Raw genomic sequence first — 20,450 nt, 5'->3', positions numbered from 1 at the left:
CGGCTATCGGTGGTTCCAGCCGTCGCCTCGGCCGGCCATACGTCTGGTCAGCGCCACCCGGGAGCGCACGTCGAACTTGCTGAAAATGCGTGCGACATGGGTTTCCACCGTCTTCTGACTGACCTGGAGCCGCTCGGCCACCTCCCGGTTGGTCAACCCTTGGCTGACGAGTTCGGCCACCTGCCGCTCCCGCGCCGTCAGCGCTGTTTCCCGTGCCGTGTGCCGGGGGCCGCGCGCGGCGAGCTGCCGCTCCACCCGGGCCAGCTGACCGGCGAGCCAGTCGGCGCCCGACTCCCGGTAGGCGGCCTTGGCCCAGCCGATCTCGGCGCGGGACGACACCACGTCTCCCATGCGGCCGAAGATGGTGGCGAGAAGCTGGTGAGCCAGGCCGCGTTCGCCGACGGCGCCGCTCTCGGCGAACCGCTCGGTGGCGATCCGGGCGGCCACCGCGGCTCCGGCCAGGTCGTCGCGGCCGCACAACGCGCGGGCGCGGGCGTCGTACGCGATCCCGAGACGGTAGGCGGGACCGTCGGCGGCGGCGGCGATCGCGGCCGCCGACCGGTAGAGCGCGGTGCCGACGTCGCCCTCGGCCCCGGCCTGGATCGACTGCACGGCCAGCCGCTCCACCTCGGTGTCACGGGTGAGAACCGATGGCGGTGGCGCGTGACCAGGCTCGGCGCGGCCGGCGGCGAGGTGCACCCGGGCCGCCGACACGTGCGCCATCGCCTGCCACCAGGCCGAACCGGGAGCGGCCTCGGCGAGCTGGCCGGCCAGCTTCATGGCGGGACCGGTGCCGTGCCGCCACAGTACCGGCAGCAGCATGACACAGCGGGCCATCGCCAGCGTCTCGCTGCTCTGGATGTACTCCGACGCCGCGACGGCGTGCCTCGCGGTCTCGATGGCCTCCGCCAGGCGGCCGGCGCGGGCCCTCTGGTGGGCCTGGGCGATGAGCAGGTACGGCATGGCGTAGCTGCCGCCGGACATCGTCGCGAGGTCGACCCCTCGGGCGAGGTGGCGCGCGGCCTCGCCCGGCCGCTCCAGACAGGTCTCGCCCCAGGAGAGCGGCGCGATGAGCTCCACGTGCGGTATCAGGGCGTTGTCCGACGCGCTGTCCATCAGCCATCCGGCCCGCCTGCTGTACGCCCGCGCCGCGGTGATGTCGCCGTCCTGCAGGCAGGCCAGGGCCAGCACGGCGTGCGTCGCGGCGCCGAGCGCCGGATCGGCCGTTTCCGACAGGAGCCCGACGGCTTCGAGCGCGTGCCCGCGCGCCTCGCCCGGGTCCGCCCGCAACACCGCCACGGAGGCGCGCTCCAGCAGGAGTTGGGCGCGTACCCGCCGGTCATGCCCGGTCTGTCCGGTTCGCGCGCCCAACAGGGCACGTGCCTCGTCCAGCCGGCCGAGCAGCCGCGAGATCACGGAGGAGAAGGCCACCGCCGCCGTGGCCACCTCGTGCGGCAGGTGGATGACCTCCTGCAGGATGCGCCGGCTCTCGGTCAGCGAGCCCATCACGCCGGTGCCCTTCGCCAGGCAGGTGAGCAGGTGGCCGCGGTACGGCACGAGGTCGTCGCGTTCCGGCAGCACCCGCAGGGCGTCGCGGAGCAGCCGCACCGCGGTCGCCGGCGCCGAGTCCAGGTACGCGATGCCGGCGTCGCCCAGCGTCCGGGCGGCCTGCTCGTCACCGTGCTCGGCGTACCGCTCGGTGTGGTGGGCGAGCAACGCCAGCGAGCCGTCGTTGCGGCGCAGGTAGCCGGCGGCCCGGGCATGCGCCGCGACGCGCCAGCCTGGGCCACAGGTGTCGTAGGCGGCGCCGCGTACCAGCGGATGGTGGAAGGTGAACCGCGCGCCCGCCAGCGTGCCGAGACCGTGCCGGCACAGCTCGTCCACGGCGGTGGCGGCGCTCGCGGCGTCGAGCTCGGCGATATGGGCGATGACGACGAGCGAGGCCAGCTCCCCGGCGACCGCCGCCGCATGGGCCGCCCGGCGGGCCGTCGGCGTGAGCCGGTCCAGCTCCTCGCGCAGCACCGCCAGCAGCGTCTGCTCCAGGGCGAGCGCCGCCCCGGGCCGGCCGTCGGCCAGTTCCGTCAGGGTGTTGTCGTCGGTGTCCAGCAACGCGCGCAGGAACAACGGGTTGCCCCCGCTGACCTGGTACATCAACCGCCGCCTGCGCGGGTCCGCGTCCGACGGCATGAGCGACGCGACCGCGTCCTCGTCGAGCGGGGTCAGGCTCAGCCGGGCGACGGCATCACCCGCCACCGGTGGGATCATGCTCGATCGGCAGGCGATGGCCAGCAGGAATCCGGCGGCCGGCGGGCGACGACGGAGGAACTCGGTCAGCTCCAGCGACGGCCCGTCCGCCCAGTGCAGGTCGTCGAGCGCCAGTACGACGCCGCGGTCGGCGGCCAGGTGGGTCAGGAGCGCTCGAATGCCTCGGTAGGTGTGGTACCGGTCCAACCTGCCGCGATCGGTGTCGCCCGCCGCGCCCGCCGCGCCCGCTTCTCCCGCCGACAGCAAGGTACGCAGCGCCGCCTCGGCGAGCTCACCGGGTCCGGCATCGGCGGTCGGAGCGCCGCCCGGTGCGTCGTGCTCGTCTGACAGCCGGGTGAAGGCGTCTACGTACATACCGAACGGGACGAGACGCTCGAACTCGGTGGCGCTGCCGGCGAGCACGGTCCGGCCGGCCGCGTGCGCCCGCTCGATCAGGTACCTGAGCAGCCGGGTCTTGCCCACTCCCGGCTCACCGTCGATGAGGACCAGCCGGCATTCACCGGCCGCCGCACCGGCGATGGCCTCCTCGATCCGGGCCATCTCATGGGACCGCCCGACCAGCTCGGACCACGGCTGCCCGACAGATCCCCTCGCGGCCGACCTGTCATCGGTCATGGCATCCTCCGGTCCATCCGGCGATGACGCCAGGACCCGTCGCACGGTCAGTCAAGGGTGCGAGATGATGATCATATAGATTCAGGTCGCTGTCCAGGCGCCCGCTCACATGCCCCGGCATGCGGAGAATCGCGTTGTCCGCCACGACGGCCGGCGGCTAGGCTCGCTGACAGCGGATGATCCTTTTGAGGAGCTGAGATGGTCGGTCAACCGAGCACGCGCTGACGTTCTGGGCCACCCCGGCCTGTCACCGCGTGCCGCATCCCGACTGCGGCACAGCGCACCTTTCCCTGCCCAGATTCTGTGGGCGTTCTCAGCGACTCAAGGACACCCTGTGCCGTTCGTTTCTCCTGCCGTGCTCGCGCGCCCGCCGGCGCGAGGCCGTCGATGAAGGCATCCGACCCGCCTCCGCCGAGCCTGTGGCATGACCGCGACTTCCGCCGGCTCTGGATGGGCCAGACCGCCTCCCAACTGGGAGCTCAGGCCTGCCAGGTCGTTCTGCCGCTCATCGCCGTGGTCGCGCTCAGCGCCGACACCCAGCAGGTCGGCATCCTCCGCGCCGTCCAGCAGGTGCCGATCCTGCTGCTGTCGCTCTTCGTCGGTGCCTGGGTGGACCGCCGGCGCTCCCGTGACGTTATGGTGCTGGCCGACTTCGGCCGGACCATGGTGCTGGCCGTCGTACCCGTGCTCCACCTCCTCGGCCTGCTCGACATGCCGCTGCTTGTCCTGGTCGCCTTCCTCGTCGGTGCGCTGACCGTGTACTTCGACGTGGCCTACCAGGCCTCCCTCGTACGACTGGTGAGACGCGGCCAGCTCGCCCAGGGCAACAGCGCGCTGGAGGGCAGCAGGTCCGCCGCGCAGATCACCGGTTCCGCGCTCGGTGGCGCGCTGGTGTCGCTCCTCACCGCGCCGATCGCCATCGTGGCGAGCGCGTTCTTCTTCGCCTTGTCCTTCCTGTCGATCCGGCGGATCCGCCGCCCCGAGTCGATGCCCGGTCCCGCCGTACGGCAGGACCGGGTGTGGCGGCAGATCCACGAGGGGTTGCAGCTCATCGTCAGCAACCCCTTGTTGCGCGCTGTGGGGATCGCCTCGGCTCTCTTCCAGTTCTCCTTCGCCGCCCTGATGACCATCTATCTGCTCTTCCTGCCGCGCACGCTGCACCTGCCGGGCGCCGCTGTCGGGCTCGTGCTGGCGGCGATGGGTCCGGGCGCGCTGGTGGGCTCCCTGCTGTCGGCCAGGCTGCCGAGGCGATACGGCTACGGCGTCGTGCTGGTGTCCGCCGCGCTGATCGCCGATGGCGTGATGCTCTGCGTCCCCGCGCTACGCGGCTCCTCCGCCGCTACGATCGCCGCGCTCATGGCGGTCAACCTGCTGTTCGGCGTCTTCAGCCAGCTGGTCGACGTCACCATCACGACGGTACGCCAGGCCGTCACCCCGATCCCTATCCAGGGCCGAATCGTCGCGACGATCAACTTCATCGGCATGGGCCTGACCCCGCTCGGTTCCCTGCTCGGTGGCTATCTGGCGGGCGCGCTGGGGCTGCGTACGAGTCTGTTACTGACCGCCGTCACGCTGGCACTCTCTCCGCTGTTCATGGCCCGGTCTCCGCTCGCCCGCCTGGGAAGGGACCTTCCCCGTGCGGCGGGCGACCCGGACGGCTGATTCCGGGTCAGCACGTCGGTGCTCAGTGAGCGAAGGCCGGCTGTTCAGTCGAGGATGGCGGTGGCTTCGATCTCGACCAGGTGGTCGGGGACGTCCAGTGCCGCAACGCCTATCAGCGTGGCCGGCGGGGCCGGGGTGACTCCCAGTTTCGCGGCTGCCCGGGAGATGCCTTCCAGGAGTGGGGGCATCTTGTCGGGGGTCCAGTCGACGACGTAGAAGGTCAGTTTCGCCACATCGTCGAAGGTCCCGCCGACCTCGGCCAGGGCGGTGCCGATGTTGAGGTAACTCTGCTCGACCTGTGCGGCGAGGTCGCCTTCGCCGATCGTGACTCCCTCGGCGTCCCAGGCGACCTGTCCGGCGATGAAGATCAGCTTCGACCCGGATGCGATCGACACCTGCCGGTAGACATCGATCGTGGGCAATCCGCTGGGGTTGGCAAAGGTGATGGCCATGGTCCTGTCTCTCCTGCTCTCTTGCGGTTACTCAGGCACTATAGGAGACTGGCTCCTGACGTGGAAGAACGCACTTTTTCGTGACTGGAGAACCTCATGGTGACCAAGCAGCTCACAGGCTCGCCCGAGGATGCGGACCTGGCGCGTGCGGGCTCCTTGGCGCGGGAGATCTTCTCGGACGTGGCCAACAAGTGGGCGTTCCTGATCGTCGAGGGTCTCGGTGATCGCACCCTGCGCTTCAGTGAGCTGCGGAGTGAGGTCGAGGGCATCAGCCACAAGATGCTCACCCAGAACCTGCGCATGCTGGAGCGTTACGGCCTGGTCGAGCGCACCGTGTACGCCACCGTCCCGCCGCGGGTCGAATACACCCTCACTGAGCCGGGCCAGGCTCTGCGAGCGACGGTCGACGGGATGTGCGGCTGGACCCGCCGGTACTTCGGTCACATAGAGGCCGCCCGCCGTCGCTTCGACGCCTGACTTCCGCGGCCAACTCAGAATGGTCGGCCACGGTCACCGATGGAGGCGGATGTCCTCGATCGCGATGTCCAGCAGCCGGCAAGCCTGCTCGTCGTCATCGTGGCCTCGGTGGCCAGTGAGATGGCGTTGATGAGCGCGAGCAGGTCTTCGGAGAGAACGCCGGGACGTACGGCGGCCGCCTGTTGTGCTCGTTGCAGGAGTTCGCGCGCCGCATTGGTGATCATCGCCTATGGCAGATCCGCTGACAGTTGGCGGCGATCGAGGCGTTCGGCATCGACATGGCTCGCCGACACTGGGATCTGGGTGGATATGTCGGTAAGTCGGGTGACCAGGTACGTGGTACTTTCCCAGCCGCCAAGCACTGCTGGAGGCGGTCTTCCGCGAACGGATCGAGACCCTGTGCGCCCACGCCTTCGACCTGGCCGGCGGGACCGACAGCCGGGCCGCGCTGCTGGAGTGGCTGAGCGCCGTCACCGCGGACGTCGCGACCATCCGAGGGCTGGCCATCGCACTAACCCGAGAGGCCAGCCCCGACTCGGCGCATGAGCACTGCTGCACGGCTCAGCTCGCCGAGGCAGGTGACCCACTGGTGCGTCGCGCCGCGCACGATGGCGCGCTGACACCGGGCGTGACCATCGCCGACTTGCTCACCCTGATCACTGGCATCGCCCTGGCCACGGAACACCACCCGGACCCCGCCGCCGAGGCGGGGCGACTGCTCGGCCTGGCCACAGCCGGGGTCGGCCCCCATCGGGGGTGAGCGGAAGGAGCACGTACCCTGCCGTCGAGCGGCTGTCGCGTTGCCGATGACCATGAACTGGTGGGCGGTGAGGCTGCCGGCCTGGACAGTGCAGTCTGCGAGCGGGGCGCTGAGGGAGATGCCGACGTTGGTCACGGCACGACGGCAGGCACGGAATCGCCGTGGCCGGTGACCCCCGTAGTGTCGCGAGCGGACATCGGATCTGGCGGATGATCAAGGTGAGTGTGCCGGAGAGCGTGGAGACGGACTGACAGGGTGCCAAGCCAGGGACGGACCGAGCGATCGGTCAAGGGCTGTAAAGCTGGGCCAGCGTAGTGATCTCCGTGCCGTCGGCGGAGGCGACGAGGGCGGTCCTGAAGCTACGGAAGTAGGGGTCGAGCCCGCCGCGCTCCAGGCTCGGCCGGGACTTGGTGCGCAGCAGCGCCACGAATCCGTCGGCGGTGTACTGCGCGGGGACAGGGCCGTCGCTCATGTCCATCAGGACGACCGTGGCTTGCGGAGCCAGCCGGTAGGTTCGGGCGGCGCCGGAGGCGGGCAGGTGGTAGCCGTCGTTTTCCACCTTGGGGCCGCAGACCAGAATGGACGGCCTGGCACTCAGCACTACCCGACCGCCGTCGAGGGAGACGCGGCTGATGATCAGCACCTCGGGCCGGGGCACCCGGTGTTCGCCTGGGCGCTTGCAGACCTCGGGGCGGGGAGGGAGTTCGACGGCGATGCTCGCCGTCGGCCGCGGGAAAGCCGACGATTGGGACACCGTGGCAGGGACCAGCTGTGTGGTTGCGGGCTGCCGCTGCGGCGCGGCCTGTGCGGAACAGCCGACAGCTGCCGCCAGCGCGGTGGCCGACATTACGATCATGCGCAGTGCGCGCATGGTGCCCCCAAACCTCGATGCTCTGGTCATGGGTGTTCGACGATCGGCGCCATCGGGAAGTTCGCGCCAGGATCAGCGCCAGGAGATCCGGCGCGAGGAGGTCCGAGGTGCTGTCTGGACGCAGCGAAGATGACAGTGGGACCTGCTCCCGACCTGGACGCTGCCACTTCGATGGAGGTCGAAATACCGGCGCTCGCGTCATCGAAGCCGGCAGTACCCGATCGAAGATCAAGTGTCACTGGGTCGGACGGTCCGACGGTTCTGGCCCAGGGTTGCGGACGGAGCGTTCAGGGAGTCGGACACCGTGCGCTTGAAGCCGGGAGAGGATCAGCTCTCGGAGCTCGCGTTCTTGGGCGGCCCTGTGGTGGTGTCCCACCCGGTCACCGGTTGCGGCCCAGCGATCGAGGACGTCGATCGTGAGAAGCCATTGAGCGATCGTGAGTCTGGGTTTCACGATCTCGTCCGGTGGCGACCACGAGCTGGATCCGGGAACGCCGGGCGGCCAGTGAGCGATCTGATCCCAACCGGCCCTTCGGATACTGAGTGCGAGGCGGACCTGCCGACGATCGGCGTCCATCAGCTCGGCTTCGACGCTGGCTTGGTTGTCCATGCAGGCGTCGATGAGCCCCATTGGTGGAGAGACATGGCGATGATCAATCGAGCACGCATGCTGAGCATGGTGTCAAGATCATGAAATGCGTTCAAGGCGGCCGCGGGTCAACATCATCGACTCGCGACAGGCCCGACGATCATCGCTACCCTTCGACAATGTCATCCCCTTACCGATCGCTTGGCGTGGTAGCGCTCGCGACAGCCGCCTTGCTCACCACACCCTCGATCTCGCAGGCGCACCAAGCGCCCACGGTCGCGGAGGATCGCGTCTTACGGGTCTACGACAACAACATCGAGAACCTGGTGAGAAACAACGCCGACGGCACATGCACCCGAATCTCGGGCCCGGACCACCTCACGTCGATGCTCGTCGACGACAACGGTAAGACGGGCACCTCTGACGTGAAGGCTCCCGATCTCCTGATCGTGCAACAGGTGCGTGGCACCGGACAGGCCACGGCATACGCCGACCAGCTCGGGGCCAAGTTCGGCTATCCGGCGGGCACCTACAAGGCGCTCGTGGCCTGGGACGGCCCCGAGGAGTGGGGCAGTACGCACAAGTGCAGCCAACAGGCGCTCGGCGACCTGAAGAAGAAGCAGACCAACGGGATCATCTACAACACCAGAACGCTGAGCCTCGCGGCAGGCGACATCTCCAAGTACTGGAGCGCGGGCTGGTTGAAGCCTGGAACACCGTACAACGGCGGGGCCGGGTGCACTCTGTACAAGCCGCCGGACAACGACGACGGCGCCACCAACGACTACAAATGGAAGCGCACCAGCGCGATCGCGGCGAAGTTCACGCTCAAGGAAACGGGGACGACCGTCTTCGCCGCGACCATGCACCTCCCGGAGGAGAACGGGGGGAACGCCTGCGCGGGCGATGGCTACACGGGAATCGCCAATTCCGGCATCCACGTCGGCGCGGACGCCACCACCCTGATGAACGCGTCAACGATCCGTGTGATCGGGATCGACGCGAATCGCACGGGCATCGCCGCCACAACACTCGGTGGTTTCGGCATGACCGGCTATGGAGCAAAGGCAACCGACGGGTCCAGGAAGATCGACTACCTCTTCGTCAAGGGCACCGTGCGGTCGTCGAGCGTTGATCACACGGTCGGCAGTACGAAGTCAAACCATCTCGCGCTGTACGGGTTCATCGAGTTCTGAACCCCCACGGCGCCGGTAAACGCTGGATCAGGCCAGATCGTGGCTGAGGTGAACAAGCGGAGCAGTGCCCCAGAAGCCGACCGGCCGGGGGAGTAGTCCAGTGGCGTTTCCCCAGGCGCGGGGGTCCGCCGGACGTCCGAGAGTCCAGGTGGGGCGGAAGCGCAGCACGCGAGCTCCCTACACCGGTGTACTCGTTGCGGTCCTCTCGCCGGTCGCCTGACGGTAGCCGTCGAGGGTGGCCGGGACGCCGGTGTGGGGCACCTCGGCCAAGTCGACTTGGTCCGTGGGATGCGCAGGACCAGGCCGTCTCCGGGCGATCCGTTGAGATGTGGCTGTGCACGATATTTGGCCACAACGCTGGGGCCTCGATACTGACCGGTGCGACGCCCAGCCGTAGGTGGCGGACACGCCGTTGGCCTGCCCGTGCTCTTCCCAGGTAGAGGCCTCCGAGGAGGCTGGTTCCAGTCCGCGTCCAGCTCTGACTACAGACACGGCGCCTGGCCCCCGGCCGACCACACCCGGTCGAGCCAGGCCGGCAAGCGATCACATGATGGGCATGAGCTTGCCGCCGGGCCGGCGGGACTGGCGGAGCTCGGCCGCCTCCTGGATCTGGTCGAGGGTGTAGGTGCGGGCGACCGATACGACCAGGACCCTTCGCCGGCCAGCCGGGCGAACTCGCCCAGCAGGTCGAAACGCAGGTCGATCTGGGTGATCCGGACACCCAACCCGGCTGCGGCGGCGAAGTCCGAGACGGTGAGGACGTGGTCGGGTCCCCGGCCGGCTCGATCAGGGCCGGCAGCGAGCCGCCGACGAGCTCTTGCGCCCGCGCGAGTTCCTGTTGCGACGCGTCGGGGTGATCGCCGCCAACCCGGCACCGGCCGAGCGCGACCTGATCAAGCTCGCTGAGTCCCCCGCGAAGAGGAGCAGCGCCCACCCCGCCCACCGCTCCGGGACCGGTCCCCGAGGAATGGGCGCATACTGGGCGCGCTCAGGACATTCCGTCCCATCCGCAAGCGGAACTCAAGGAGGATCATGTCCGCCACGATCAGGATCGCCGCCCTGGCGGTGGCCGCGTCCCTCTCTCTCGTCCCCGCCGTCGCTCCCGCCGCCTTCGCCGCCGCCAAGCCCAACCTGCGTGCCTGCTACGACGGCAACTGCAAGATCACCATCACCAAGAAGGTCTCGTTCCCGGTCGACCCCAGCTTCGGCATCACCAGGCTGACCCTCTCCTTCAAGGCCGGCCGCGTCTACGTGAAGGACAGCGGGCCGGGCGTGCGAGGCTCGGGGTACTTCGACGAAGGCGGATCGAGCACGATCAACGGCATCCTCATCTACGACCTGTCGGTGTCCAAGAAGAAGGCGGTACTGGTGCTTACGACGGGCTGAGACGCCCTGTGCCTCCGGTGACCGTCCGGCTGGAACGTCCGGGGCCGTCCGTTCGTCATCTGAGAGGTGCGGACGCGCGGGCGATCTACCAGGTCGGACAGGCCGCGCTCAACGCGCTGGCCCAAGTGCTCGGCTTCCTCGGCTCGGCCAAGGGTGCCTCCACTTGGGACCTTTTGGGAGGCGGCCTGATCGCCGACGCCCGTCGAGCACAACCGGCTGCGCTTCGCCGACGAGGTCGCCTGGCACGCCCGGCTGGCCCTGGACGTCTTCTCCCGCGAACTCGCCGACATCGGCGTCTCCGCACGCGTCAGGCTGCCGGAAGTGGACACGCGGTGGTTCGTCGACACGTTCTTCGACAACATCATCACCGATGTGATGAAGCACCAGCGCATCGAGAACACCCGCGCCGAGGGCGAGCGGACGTCCCGATGGATCAAGGACATGGGGGTGCACCTGCGGCACCGTTGTCCAGACAACGATCGCAGCTGCTGGCCAGGGAGGAGGAACTGCTGCGTGGCTGAGGCGTCGAAGCGGGCGCCTTGGCATGGAGCTTCCTGAAGCCGAGAGACGTCCGCGGCCCGGCCGCAGACGCCCTGTTCACCTACGGTTCAGGGGATGTAGATGAGGAAGTAGTAGCCCGCCTGACGGTACCGGTCACCTTTGTACCAGCGGCAGGAGGCGAGCCCGGTGTACTGGCCGTTCTCGGCGGCGTCCAGGAGGCCCACTTCGCAGTCGTCCATGGTCGCGTAGTGACTGGAGTAATACCAGTCCGGCGGCAGCGGCGCCAGGACGTGCCTTGCGGCCGAGGCGGACGCGGGTGCGGCGCCGGCCAGGACGGTGGCGCCCAGAGCTGTCGCGAGCAGGGCTGCGGCGGATAAATCACGGATCTTCACGGAGGCTCCTCGACGGCCGGGGTGGGAGGACACCTTCAGATCAGCACTGATCGTCGGGAATGGGAAGCCCTCCGTTTTCCATATCCCGGTCGTATGACCCCCTGCCTGTAACGGAATGTCGCCAGATCCAGGACGCCGCCTTCCTGCTACGCCGCGACGGGCCACGAGTCCCCGGCTTCTTCTACCGTCTCCGCCGCACACGATCCTCGACGAGCACTCAAGCCCTCCTCGACGACGCTGCCGACTCTGGTTAAAGGGAGGCAAGCAGTCACACCCCGGCACCCCTTGCGCACCTGAGCCTGCCAAGCAAGCACAGTTCGTGATCATTAGCTTCGGATTCGCGCACGCCTCGCTACCGTGGGCTGGCCTTGACGTCGATGCCTGACGTGCACTCGACGCCCATTCGGTCATTGGGCCGCCGGAGGTGTGGGTGCGGGCGCCCGGCGGCGGCCAATGGCTACCGTCCCCCTGACAGGCTCGTCCTTATGGGCGCGGCCTAACGGGACTGCGGACCGCATATCGTCCGGCGAAACGCCCCAGGAGGTGCGATTTGCAGGCGGCCGCAAATCCTCATCGTCGAGGACGAACCCCCTGATCCGGCTGGACCTCGCTGAGCTGCTCACCGACGACGGCTACCAGGCGGGCGACGGCGAGACTGCGGTCTACCTCGCCAGGCCGTTGGCTTCCCGATATCGTGATCATGGACATCAAGCTGCCGATCTGTGACGGGATCGGCGCCGCCGCGCGGATCCACGCCGAGCGACTGACACCGATCAGGGTCCTCGCCGCCTTCTTCCAGCGCGACCCCGTTGACAAGGCGCGAGACGCGGGCGGCTACGCCTACCTGGTCAAGCCGTTCACCGTGGTTGAACTCCGGCGGCGAGGGGAGGTCGACCGCGTCCCAGGCCGAGGGCTACCTGAACGGCCGGTTCGGCCTGTCGACGGGATGGCGGACTGGCAGCAGGATACCGCCATCGATCAGTGGATGCTGATCTCCCAGGTTGCCGCATAGGTCGTTGCCGGCAACGTGGTGCGAGATGCCGACGGTATACCTGCGCCGGCCACGACCCAGATGGGTCCCGAGACGATCATCGTCGACGCTTACCTCACGATCTGCGACGAGCAGGCCGCCCGCCAGGCCTTCGAACTGACCACCACGGCCACCGTCCTAGACCTCCGGCCACGCTCCGCCGGGCTTGTCCCGCACCACACCTTTCGAACCGAAGCGCCACCAGCTCATTCACCTGGCAGGGCGTAGGGGAAGTCCTGCCCGACATGGGACAGCCATTCCTGCCAGGCAAATCGGGCGCAAGCAAGCGTACGATCTGCCGGATCGACGCTGGCCCATTTTGGGGGCACCTGGTTGAAGCTCCGAGGCCAACTACGGTCTCAGATCGGCCAACGTCAAGGCGTCCGGACAGAGGTTGTCTGGCGTCACTGAACATGACATCGGAGCCTGCGGGCTGACCTGGGCACTGTTATTTAGATCAGCATCTCATTTGTTCGACTGAACGACGTTCAAAATGACAGTACGGTCCAAGCCCTGCGTGGTCAGTAGGCGCCGGGTGTCGCGGCGCCAAGGACCAGCCGACGAAGGTGCTGCAGGGTGATCATGACGTTGGCACGACGGTTTCGGGGTGGGTGCAGACCCCGGCTGTCAGGTGTCTCGTCCGGTCGTCCACACCACGGCGAGTCCGTCGTCGGTTCCCACGCCCCAGACCGTGGTGGAATCGGGCTGCCGGGCGATCGCCGCCAGGTCCGCCGGCAGCCGTAGGGTGGTCCGCTGCCGGCCGGACACATGCGTGAGCCGCCGCGCCGGCCAGTTGTTCAGCCACAATCCGCCACGGCCGTCGGGGACCAGTTCGCGGCCCTGGGGCTCGTCTTCCGCCGCGCCGAACCGCCACGACCAGCCGGACCCGTTCCAGCGCATCAGGAGTGGCTGGACGTGGAAGTCGTCGCAGTCCTGTCCGCACCAAACGAGCTGACCTGCCACCCATACCTCGCGCGGGCCGAGCACCGCGAGGTCGGAGATGCTCAGCGACGGCTGCGGCTCATACTGGTCGGCGTAGGGGATTCGCGGCAGAGGGATCTGAGGTGAGGGGAGGTCGTGCCAGCGCACGCCGTCCCAGCGAGCGAGCCTCGGCGCCCACCTCTTGGCGGAGTGGTCTTCCTCGGCACCCGGCCTGGTGCCGGCAACCCACACCTCGCCGTCCCCGCCCGCCGCGACAGCAGCCGGTTCCATCTCCAGCTTCCGTATGCTCGGCCTTCCTGCGGTCCACTGTGTGAGCACGGACCTCTCCTGCTGCTCCAACCGGGTCAGAAGCCAGAGCTCGTCGCCCGCCGTCGCCGCTGCGGTGCCCGGCTCTCCCTCCAACTTGGTCTCCGCCCACTTGCCCGCCGCCCCGTCACCGCCGTTCCACCGTGCCATGCAGGGCGGCTCCGTGACGAACCCCCCGATCACCGGTTTTCCCTCGTTCTTCCCCGTCACCCAGACGGTCCCCTCAGGGGAGGCGGTCACTTGGGTGAGCGTCTCGGCGCAGGCAGGGGCGGGAATCTCCTGCCAGGTCGTGCCGTCGTTGCGCCACACCACCCCGACTGCTGTGGGGCAGTGGGGTTCGGGGGGCAGGGATTTCGTGCCGACCACCCAAACGGTGCCGTCCTCCAAGGCGACCACGTCGTTCAACGTGGTGTTGTCCGCGAGCGTGGCGATCATCCGCCATCCCTCCTTGGCGGTCGTCTCCTTGGCCGGGGCAGGGGCAGGAGTCGAGGTCCTGGCGCAGGTGGGGAGCGGGGCCGTGCCGGCAGCGGGAGCAGGAGCAGGGGAACAGGCCGTGAGCCCGAGGAAGATGGCTAAGAGCAGTGGGAGGATGGCTCGCATCCGGATCACGCTTCAGCGGAAGTCCTGCCGGGGGCCGGGATAGATTGACGGACAGCGCCTCGGCGGGCCACCGCGAAATGCGTGACCTTGAAACTCGACCGCATGCGGGTCACCTGTATCCCCGGCACAAAGCGGCCAGACACCCGAAGTAGGCCGAGGTGCACCAGCTCCACCTGGCCGTTGACGAATCAAATGAATGGTCTTTTAATTCATTCATGGGGCGTATCGCTGGCGTCACCGCCGCTGAGACGCGGGTGCGGCTGCTGCAAGCCGCCGCCGAGGTGTTCGCCGAGCGCGGGTACGAAGGCACGCGTGTGGCCGACATCGCCGCGGCCGCGGGAGTGAGCAACGGCGCGTTGTATGCGCACTTCGGGTCGAAGGCCGAGCTGATGGTGGCCGCGCTGCGCGCGCACGGGCCTCGACTGATGGCGGACCTGTTCGCCGCCGATCCCGACCGGTCGATCGCGGAGCTGCTCGTCGCCGTCGGCCGCCGGCTGCCTCGCCGTCGCGAAGCCTGCGGGTATCTCATCGTCGAGGCGTTGGTCGCGGCCCGCCGCGACGAGGAGGTCGCCCAGCCGATGCGTGACTACGTCGGCGAGCGCGCTGACTGGCTCGCCGGGCTCGTGGGGGTCGCCGAGAGCGGTGGCGAGCTCGACCCCGCGCTGTCGCCGAACGCGCTCGCCCACTTCTGCCTCCTGATCGCGATGGGCAGCGCGCTCATCAGCCCGGATCTGCACGCGGTGAATGACGAGGAGTGGACCGCGCTGCTCACCCGTGTCGTCGCCGCGCTCGCGCCCACCGAGCCCACAGCACAAAGGGGAGCACAACAGTGAAAGTGCGGATCAGCTCCGAGCGATGCCAGGGGCACGGTCGCTGCTACGACCTCGCCCCCGACCTGTTCGGTGAGGACGACGAGGGCTACGGGCAGGTCATCGGCGAAGGCGTCGTGCCGCCGGACAAGGAGCGCGCGGCGCGCTTGGCGGCGTCCAACTGTCCCGAACGCGCGATAGAGATCCTCTAGGAGGCTCGCATGACCGTCGACGACCGCTTCGGCCAGGACTACCGGGAAACGCTGGAAGAGCGGTCCCACGGTGCCCGCAACGAGATCATCACTGGGCCGGTCACGGACTGGGCGACCGACTTCTCCCACGCCGAGCCCGAATGGGCGGCCGACCCGTACCCCATCCAGGACGAGCTGCGGGAGCGCTGCCCGATCGCGCACACCGAGCGGTTCGGCGGCGGGTGGCTGCCGACCCGCTACGAGGACGTGGCGGCCATCGCCTACGACACCGAGCACTTCTCGTCCCGGGCGATCATCATGAGCAACTTCCGTCCGCCCCCCGAGATGGCGCCCGTGGGGGGTACGCCGCCGATCTCCTCGGATCCGCCCTTCCACCACCACGCGCGCAAGTTGCTGCTGCCGGCGTTCACCAAGTCCGCCGTCGCCAAGCGGGAGGCGGCCACCAGAGCGTTCTGCCACACCCTCATCGACGCGCTGGAGGGGCAGGACGTCGTCGACGCCGCCCGTGACTATGCCCAGCACATTCCGATGCGGGTCATCGCCGAGATGCTCGGCTTCCCGCCCGAGGACGGGGCGCGCTTCCGGGTGTTCATCGAGAACGCGCTCGAAGGGGTCAACCTGCCGCCGGAGGAACGCCTCGTCCGGGCGCAGAAGCTGTTCGACTACCTGCTCACGCAGATCCGCGACCACGTCGACCACCCGCGTGACGACCTCACCACCTACCTGATCAACGCCGAGCTCGGTGGCCACAAGCTCGATCCCTCCCACGTGGCCGGCACGATGGCGCTGCTGCTCATCGCCGGCATCGACACGACGTGGAGCGCGATCGGCGCGTCGCTGTGGCACCTGGCCAAGACTCCCGCCGACCGCGAACGCCTGGTCGCCGAGCCTGGACTGCTGCCGACCGCGATGGAGGAGTTCCTCCGGGCCTACGCCCCGGTCACGATGGCGCGGCTGGTCAAGGAGGACATGCAGTGGCGCGGTGGCGACATGAAGGCCGACGACTGGATCCTGCTGTCGTTCCCGGCGGCCAACCGCGATCCCGCGCAGTTCGAACGGGCGGGTGAAGTCGTCATCGACCGTGAGGTGAACCGGCACGTCGCGTTCGGGCTGGGCATCCACCGCTGTGTGGGCTCGCATCTGGCGCGCATGGAGCTGCGGGTCGCCCTGGAGGTCTGGCTGGAGCGGATCCCGGCCTTCAACCTGGCCGACCCGGCGGCCGTGACCTGGGCGACGGGTCAGGTCCGCGGGCCACGTACCCTCCCGATCCGCATCGGGGTGTGATCGATGAGTAGGTCCTGTCGTCTCGTACGCGGTCGTTTAAATTTTTTCCGCGGGTGTGTCGGATGGCGTCGAGCGCGTTCGTAGCCAAGGTGAGAGGCCGGCAACGGGCCGGTCGCCACTCACCTGGCAAGGAGCGTGCACACCGTGGACCAGGAGATCGTGAGCGCCACCCTGACCGTCGCCGTGCCCGCCGCGAAGGTGTTCGCGGTGCTGGCGGACCCGACGGCCCATTCCGCGATCGATGGCACCGGTTGGGTTCAGGAAGCTGTCAACCAGGCGCCGCTGACCGAAGTGGGGCAGATTTTCCGGATGGCCATGTATCACGCCAAGCATCCAGACGGTGACTACCAGGTGGTCAACAAGGTCCAGGTGCTCGACCCGCCGCGCGCCATCGGCTGGCTGACGGGGTATGACAAGGGCGACGGTCACCTGGAGTTCGGCGGCTGGATCTGGCGTTACGACCTTGCGCCGCTCGGTCCGTCCGAGACCGAGGTCACGCTCACCTACGACTGGTCGGCGGTGCCGCAGTTCAGACGGGAGTTCATCCAGTTCCCGCCGTTCGGCCCTGAGCATCTCACCAACTCGCTGCACCACCTGGCCGAGCTTGTCGCCGGTAGGTGATGACAAGGTGCCGGCGTCAGCCGCCGGGCTTGGTCAACTCCACGCCGTCGAACCGGAACACCGTGACGCGACCGGGGTAGTCGGCGACCGCCAGGAGCCGGCCGTCGGCGGAGAAACCAACCGCCTGGTACCAGGCCGACCATCTACCGGGTACGGCGAAGCGCGGCTCCAGCGGCTGTCCGGTCGCGACGTCGTGGACGATGACCGGGCCGCCATCGCGGGCCCCGGCGAGCAGGGTCCCGTTGGGTGACAGCGCGAAGTCCTGAAACCGCTCGAATCCGTCCCGCTTGTCCTCGATCGCCCAGCACAGGGCGCCGGAATCCACCGAGACGCCGAAGCACCCTGACATCGCACCGCTCGCGACGAGGATCTGCTCGGTCCTGTCGAACGCCAGTTTGTCGAACCGGCGGTTGATCCCCTGGAATCCCGCCGGGTAGGGGAACCGGGCGGCGAGCACTCGCTGACCGGTGTCGACATCCCAGATCTCGAGGTCGTACTCCGTGTCGCGGTTGTCCGGGTCGTGGGTGAGGCCGAGGAGCCGGCCCGACGGCGACAGCGCGGCGGTGGTCTGGAAGCGCTTGCCCGCTGGAAGATCGAGGCACGAACCGCCGTCCGGGCCCAGCACGCGCAGCGCGTGATCGCTGTCGACCACGACCATCCGCCGGCGGGCCGTGTCCCACCCTGGTCGGGTGTGGGGCAGGGGCTGGACATGGCCGGTGGCGAGCGCCACCGTGTAGCTCACCTCCGCCATGCTGCTCGTGTTGCGGACGGTGAACGTCAGGTGCGATCCGTCCGGTGCGAAGGCCACGGTATGGATGAGTGAGTACTGATACGCCTCGGTGTACAGCACCCGGCGGGCGCCGGTCCGCAGGTCCACTGTCTGCACATCGGCGCCGGCCTGACCGGTCTGGCCGGGGATGCCGCGGGCGACCGCGACGGTGTGGCCGTCCGGGTGCAGGGCGGTCGTCACGACGCCGTTCGTCGCCCGCGTCGCGCACTGGGCGACGACGTCGCCCGGTGCGGTCGCGGCGACGTCGCGGAGCAGGGCGTACCCGTCACGCATCTTCTCGGCGACGACCTTCTCCAGGGCCTCGCGCGCCGCGCGAGCGTCATCGAACGACTTCGCGCGCCCCTGAGGCTTCCCGGTGCCGGTCCACCAATTCCGGTGCAGCTCGGCCCCATCGGTCCGGAGTTCCAGGTACTTGGGCTTCGAGGTACCGGGATGAGTCAGGAGAATATGATCACGATTCACACGCGGCATCGTAGAGGCCTCCGATGCCGAGCAGGTCGCGAATCACTGTCATCGGCAGGTGCGGAGCATGTTGAGCAAGCTCACCTTCTCCTTCCGCGTCACGAAGAGCCGGTAGTGATGCTTCACCGTGATCCATGAGGTGGCGTACCGGCACCAATAGCCGCGGCGCGGCGGCCGCCAGCTCTGCGGCCCCTGGCCGCCCTTGGCGATGTTGGCGGAATGGCTGACCACTATCAGCTCGGGGCGGGTGAGGTCGTTGGCGAACGCGCGCCGCCGCGCCTGGCTCCATTTACTGGCGCCGGAGCGCCAGGCGTACGACAGCGGTACGACGTGGTCGACGTCCACCTGCTTCTCGCTCTTCAGCCGCTTGCCGTCGTACGGGCTGTACCAGACGCCCTTGACCGGCTGGCAGGCCGCGTTCCTGCGCACGTGTCGCCCGTCACGGGCCAGGACCACTTCTCGTGTCCCGCACCTGCCCCTGTGGTGCGCCCATCGGGGTTGGAAGCGCCGGTGGCTGTAACCGCGGATCGACAGGGGCCTGGCGACTTTCAGCTGGGCCAGCATCCTGCGGGCCACCGCCTCGGCGCCGGCTTGTGGCCGCTTGCCGACGTCGGCGGACGCCTGCGGGGGAGCGGTGACAGCGGCGATCGGGATGGTCAGAAGGGTGAGTGCGGCGACTTGGATCGGCCGCCTCGAGAAGATCATGGTTCCAGCCATACCAGTCACTCCCCGCCGACGGCAGTGATATTCAAGAACAGGACTTACTCGCCCAAGCGGAACTCGGCCCGCAGGCCCGCCGGTGCCAGGCGTCCGCAGAACTCGGGTTCCGCGGCGACCGCGTTCGGCGCGTGTAGGTGAAAGCGCTGGGCGATACGGGAGGTGGCGAGGGTGAGCTGGCGCATCGCCACCGCGGCGCCGAGGCAGTAGCGAGAGCCGGACCCGAACGGCAGGTACGTGCCAGGCGTCGGCCGCGCCGTCTCCCATCGAGCCGGGTCGAACTCGTCCGGCTGAGACCACCAGCGAGGGTCGCGGTGGATCAGGTACGGAGTGCACAGCACCTCGTCTCCCGGTCGTAACCGCCACTCGCCGAGCGTGATGGCGGTACGCGCGACCCTGGTCATCATCCACGCCGGAGGAGACAGCCGGAGGGTCTCCTTGACCACGGCCTCGGCCAGCGGAAGCCGCCCGTGCGGCGCGGCCCCGGCCGGCGGGCCGGCCTCGTTCGCGAGGTCGGCGGTCAGGCGCGGGCGGATGGCGAGTTCGCGGACGATGGAGGTCAACGCCGCCGCGGGAATGCCGTGCCCGCCGATCAGGATGCTCCACAACGTGGTGGTCACCGATTTGTCGGTCATCGCCGGATGTGCGCTGAGCAGTACGTCGAGCAGGTCGCGATGCGGGCGGTTGAAGTCGACGTCGTGGTCGGCGACCCGGCCGACGTCACGTCGCCGGGCGGGCTCAGCGCGTCTGGCGGAGACCAGCCGGGTAAGCGTCTCCATCGTGCGGCGGTGAACGCGGGCGAATCGGCGGTTGCGCGGCAACGGAACCCACGCGGGGAGCTGATAGTCGGCGTCCTCGAACGGCAGCAACGCCGCGTGGTTGGCCGCGAGCAACTCGGGGATGCCCGGCGCGTCCTCGCCGAGGCACAGGTCGGCCACGGCGTGCCCGGCGAAGTCGAGCATCACCGGCAGCACGTCGACGTCGCGGCCCGCTGTCCGGTCGAGCACGGCGTCCAGAATCGCGACTGTCCGGCCGTCCATGCCCGCGGCCGCGGCATCGCCCAGGGCGGGCCGCACCACGCGGCGCGCCCGCATCCACGGGCTGATCATCTCGCCGGCCGCGTGCAGCGCCGACGAGCCGGCGAACGGCGTCAGCTCCGTGACGTAGTCGTGATTGGTGGCGGTCAGAACCTGATGGGTGAGCCGCGGGTCGATGGTGAAGACGACCCGCTCGTCGAAGGAGAACACGTCGCCGTATTCACGATGGTGGCGGCGGAGAAAAGAAATGCGGTCCTTGTCGTACGCGACGACGTTGCCCAGCAGCCAGTGGCCGCGGGGCCCTGGTGGGCGTGCCGTGTCCAACTGGCGGGGTCTGTTTACTTGCCGTGGTGGTAGGGCCAGTAGATGTATCGGCCGCTGACCCGAGCCTTGCCGACTAGGCGGGCAGCCACCTGACGCAGCAGTCGCACGACTTTCTCACCGTCCTCACTGATCGAACCGGATGACGTGACT

The 20,450-nt window shown here is 68.8% G+C and carries 19 protein-coding genes and 1 pseudogene; 11 read left to right on the top strand and 9 right to left on the bottom strand.

Annotated elements, in window-relative coordinates; translation table 11 throughout:
* Positions 1–3: 3 nt before the first annotated feature.
* On the bottom strand, positions 4–2,880 hold the full coding sequence (locus AB0B91_RS21440; protein ID WP_358322060.1) for an AAA family ATPase: 2,877 nt from the start codon (positions 2,878–2,880) through the stop codon (positions 4–6).
* 387 nt (positions 2,881–3,267) lie between these two features.
* Between AB0B91_RS21440 and AB0B91_RS21435 the strand changes: the two genes are divergently transcribed.
* On the top strand, positions 3,268–4,542 hold the full coding sequence (locus tag AB0B91_RS21435) for an MFS transporter (RefSeq protein WP_358322057.1): 1,275 nt from the start codon (positions 3,268–3,270) through the stop codon (positions 4,540–4,542).
* Positions 4,543–4,586: 44 nt separating this feature from the next.
* Here AB0B91_RS21435 and AB0B91_RS21430 read toward each other — a convergent pair whose 3' ends face one another.
* Positions 4,587–4,994, bottom strand: a complete 408-nt coding sequence (locus tag AB0B91_RS21430; protein ID WP_358322054.1) for a RidA family protein — start codon at positions 4,992–4,994, stop codon at positions 4,587–4,589.
* Between the two features lie 96 nt (positions 4,995–5,090).
* Between AB0B91_RS21430 and AB0B91_RS21425 the strand changes: the two genes are divergently transcribed.
* Complete coding sequence (locus tag AB0B91_RS21425; RefSeq protein WP_358322051.1) at positions 5,091–5,471, top strand: helix-turn-helix domain-containing protein; 381 nt, start codon at positions 5,091–5,093, stop codon at positions 5,469–5,471.
* A gap of 14 nt (positions 5,472–5,485) precedes the next feature.
* Here AB0B91_RS21425 and AB0B91_RS21420 read toward each other — a convergent pair whose 3' ends face one another.
* The gene (locus tag AB0B91_RS21420) at positions 5,486–5,695 is read right to left on the bottom strand and encodes a hypothetical protein (RefSeq protein ID WP_358322048.1); all 210 of its coding nucleotides are present in this window, start codon (positions 5,693–5,695) and stop codon (positions 5,486–5,488) included.
* 137 nt (positions 5,696–5,832) lie between these two features.
* Between AB0B91_RS21420 and AB0B91_RS21415 the strand changes: the two genes are divergently transcribed.
* A complete protein-coding gene (locus tag AB0B91_RS21415; protein ID WP_358322214.1) occupies positions 5,833–6,231 on the top strand; it encodes a hypothetical protein in 399 nt (132 codons plus the stop codon).
* A 286-nt stretch (positions 6,232–6,517) separates the two neighbouring features.
* On the opposite strand, the gene AB0B91_RS21410 is transcribed toward AB0B91_RS21415, so the two are convergent.
* Positions 6,518–7,087 carry a hypothetical protein gene (locus AB0B91_RS21410; RefSeq protein ID WP_358322046.1) on the bottom strand — a complete coding sequence of 190 codons (570 nt, stop codon included), beginning with the start codon at positions 7,085–7,087 and terminating at the stop codon, positions 6,518–6,520.
* A gap of 648 nt (positions 7,088–7,735) precedes the next feature.
* On the opposite strand from AB0B91_RS21410, the gene AB0B91_RS21405 reads away from it, so the two are divergent.
* Positions 7,736–8,887 carry a hypothetical protein gene (locus AB0B91_RS21405; RefSeq protein WP_358322043.1) on the top strand — a complete coding sequence of 384 codons (1,152 nt, stop codon included), beginning with the start codon at positions 7,736–7,738 and terminating at the stop codon, positions 8,885–8,887.
* Positions 8,888–9,919: 1,032 nt separating this feature from the next.
* A complete protein-coding gene (locus AB0B91_RS21400) occupies positions 9,920–10,273 on the top strand; it encodes a hypothetical protein (protein ID WP_358322040.1) in 354 nt (117 codons plus the stop codon).
* A 608-nt stretch (positions 10,274–10,881) separates the two neighbouring features.
* Here AB0B91_RS21400 and AB0B91_RS21395 read toward each other — a convergent pair.
* Complete coding sequence (locus AB0B91_RS21395; protein ID WP_358322038.1) at positions 10,882–11,166, bottom strand: hypothetical protein; 285 nt, start codon at positions 11,164–11,166, stop codon at positions 10,882–10,884.
* A 59-nt stretch (positions 11,167–11,225) separates the two neighbouring features.
* Here AB0B91_RS21395 and AB0B91_RS21390 point away from each other — a divergent pair, with 59 nt between their 5' ends.
* Together AB0B91_RS21390 and AB0B91_RS21385 are read left to right on the top strand one after the other, a co-directional pair.
* Positions 11,226–11,420 carry an S-4TM family putative pore-forming effector gene (locus AB0B91_RS21390; RefSeq protein ID WP_358322035.1) on the top strand — a complete coding sequence of 65 codons (195 nt, stop codon included), beginning with the start codon at positions 11,226–11,228 and terminating at the stop codon, positions 11,418–11,420.
* A gap of 337 nt (positions 11,421–11,757) precedes the next feature.
* Positions 11,758–12,025: pseudogene (locus AB0B91_RS21385) on the top strand (response regulator); the annotation flags it as partial.
* A gap of 798 nt (positions 12,026–12,823) precedes the next feature.
* Here AB0B91_RS21385 and AB0B91_RS21380 read toward each other — a convergent pair.
* Positions 12,824–14,044, bottom strand: a complete 1,221-nt coding sequence (locus AB0B91_RS21380) for a hypothetical protein (protein WP_358322034.1) — start codon at positions 14,042–14,044, stop codon at positions 12,824–12,826.
* A 215-nt stretch (positions 14,045–14,259) separates the two neighbouring features.
* Here AB0B91_RS21380 and AB0B91_RS21375 point away from each other — a divergent pair, with 215 nt between their 5' ends.
* The 4 genes from AB0B91_RS21375 (at position 14,260) to AB0B91_RS21360 (ending at position 16,970) form a co-directional block, all read left to right on the top strand.
* The gene (locus AB0B91_RS21375) at positions 14,260–14,877 is read left to right on the top strand and encodes a helix-turn-helix domain-containing protein (protein WP_358322031.1); all 618 of its coding nucleotides are present in this window, start codon (positions 14,260–14,262) and stop codon (positions 14,875–14,877) included.
* Positions 14,874–15,065, top strand: a complete 192-nt coding sequence (locus tag AB0B91_RS21370) for a ferredoxin (protein ID WP_358322028.1) — start codon at positions 14,874–14,876, stop codon at positions 15,063–15,065. Before AB0B91_RS21375 ends, AB0B91_RS21370 begins: the two co-directional genes overlap by 4 nt.
* Before the next feature lie 9 nt (positions 15,066–15,074).
* Positions 15,075–16,349: a cytochrome P450 gene (locus AB0B91_RS21365; RefSeq protein ID WP_358322025.1), complete on the top strand. Its 1,275-nt coding sequence runs from the start codon at positions 15,075–15,077 to the stop codon at positions 16,347–16,349.
* Between the two features lie 144 nt (positions 16,350–16,493).
* On the top strand, positions 16,494–16,970 hold the full coding sequence (locus AB0B91_RS21360) for an SRPBCC family protein (RefSeq protein ID WP_358322022.1): 477 nt from the start codon (positions 16,494–16,496) through the stop codon (positions 16,968–16,970).
* 16 nt (positions 16,971–16,986) lie between these two features.
* Here AB0B91_RS21360 and AB0B91_RS21355 read toward each other — a convergent pair whose 3' ends face one another.
* Genes AB0B91_RS21355 through AB0B91_RS21345 form a run of 3 tightly spaced genes read right to left on the bottom strand, consistent with a single transcriptional unit; the run spans position 16,987 to position 20,300 of the window.
* Complete coding sequence (locus tag AB0B91_RS21355) at positions 16,987–18,222, bottom strand: hypothetical protein (RefSeq protein WP_358322020.1); 1,236 nt, start codon at positions 18,220–18,222, stop codon at positions 16,987–16,989.
* Between the two features lie 48 nt (positions 18,223–18,270).
* Positions 18,271–18,927, bottom strand: a complete 657-nt coding sequence (locus AB0B91_RS21350; protein ID WP_358322017.1) for an HNH endonuclease family protein — start codon at positions 18,925–18,927, stop codon at positions 18,271–18,273.
* A gap of 56 nt (positions 18,928–18,983) precedes the next feature.
* On the bottom strand, positions 18,984–20,300 hold the full coding sequence (locus tag AB0B91_RS21345) for a cytochrome P450 (protein ID WP_358322014.1): 1,317 nt from the start codon (positions 20,298–20,300) through the stop codon (positions 18,984–18,986).
* Between the last annotated feature and the right edge of the window lie 150 nt (positions 20,301–20,450).

This window comes from Nonomuraea sp. NPDC049141 (genome assembly GCF_040648415.1).
Taxonomy (GTDB): Bacteria; Actinomycetota; Actinomycetes; order Streptosporangiales; family Streptosporangiaceae; genus Nonomuraea.
The sequence above is the reverse complement of the archived record's forward strand: the minus strand, read 5'-3'. Positions and strand labels throughout refer to the sequence as shown.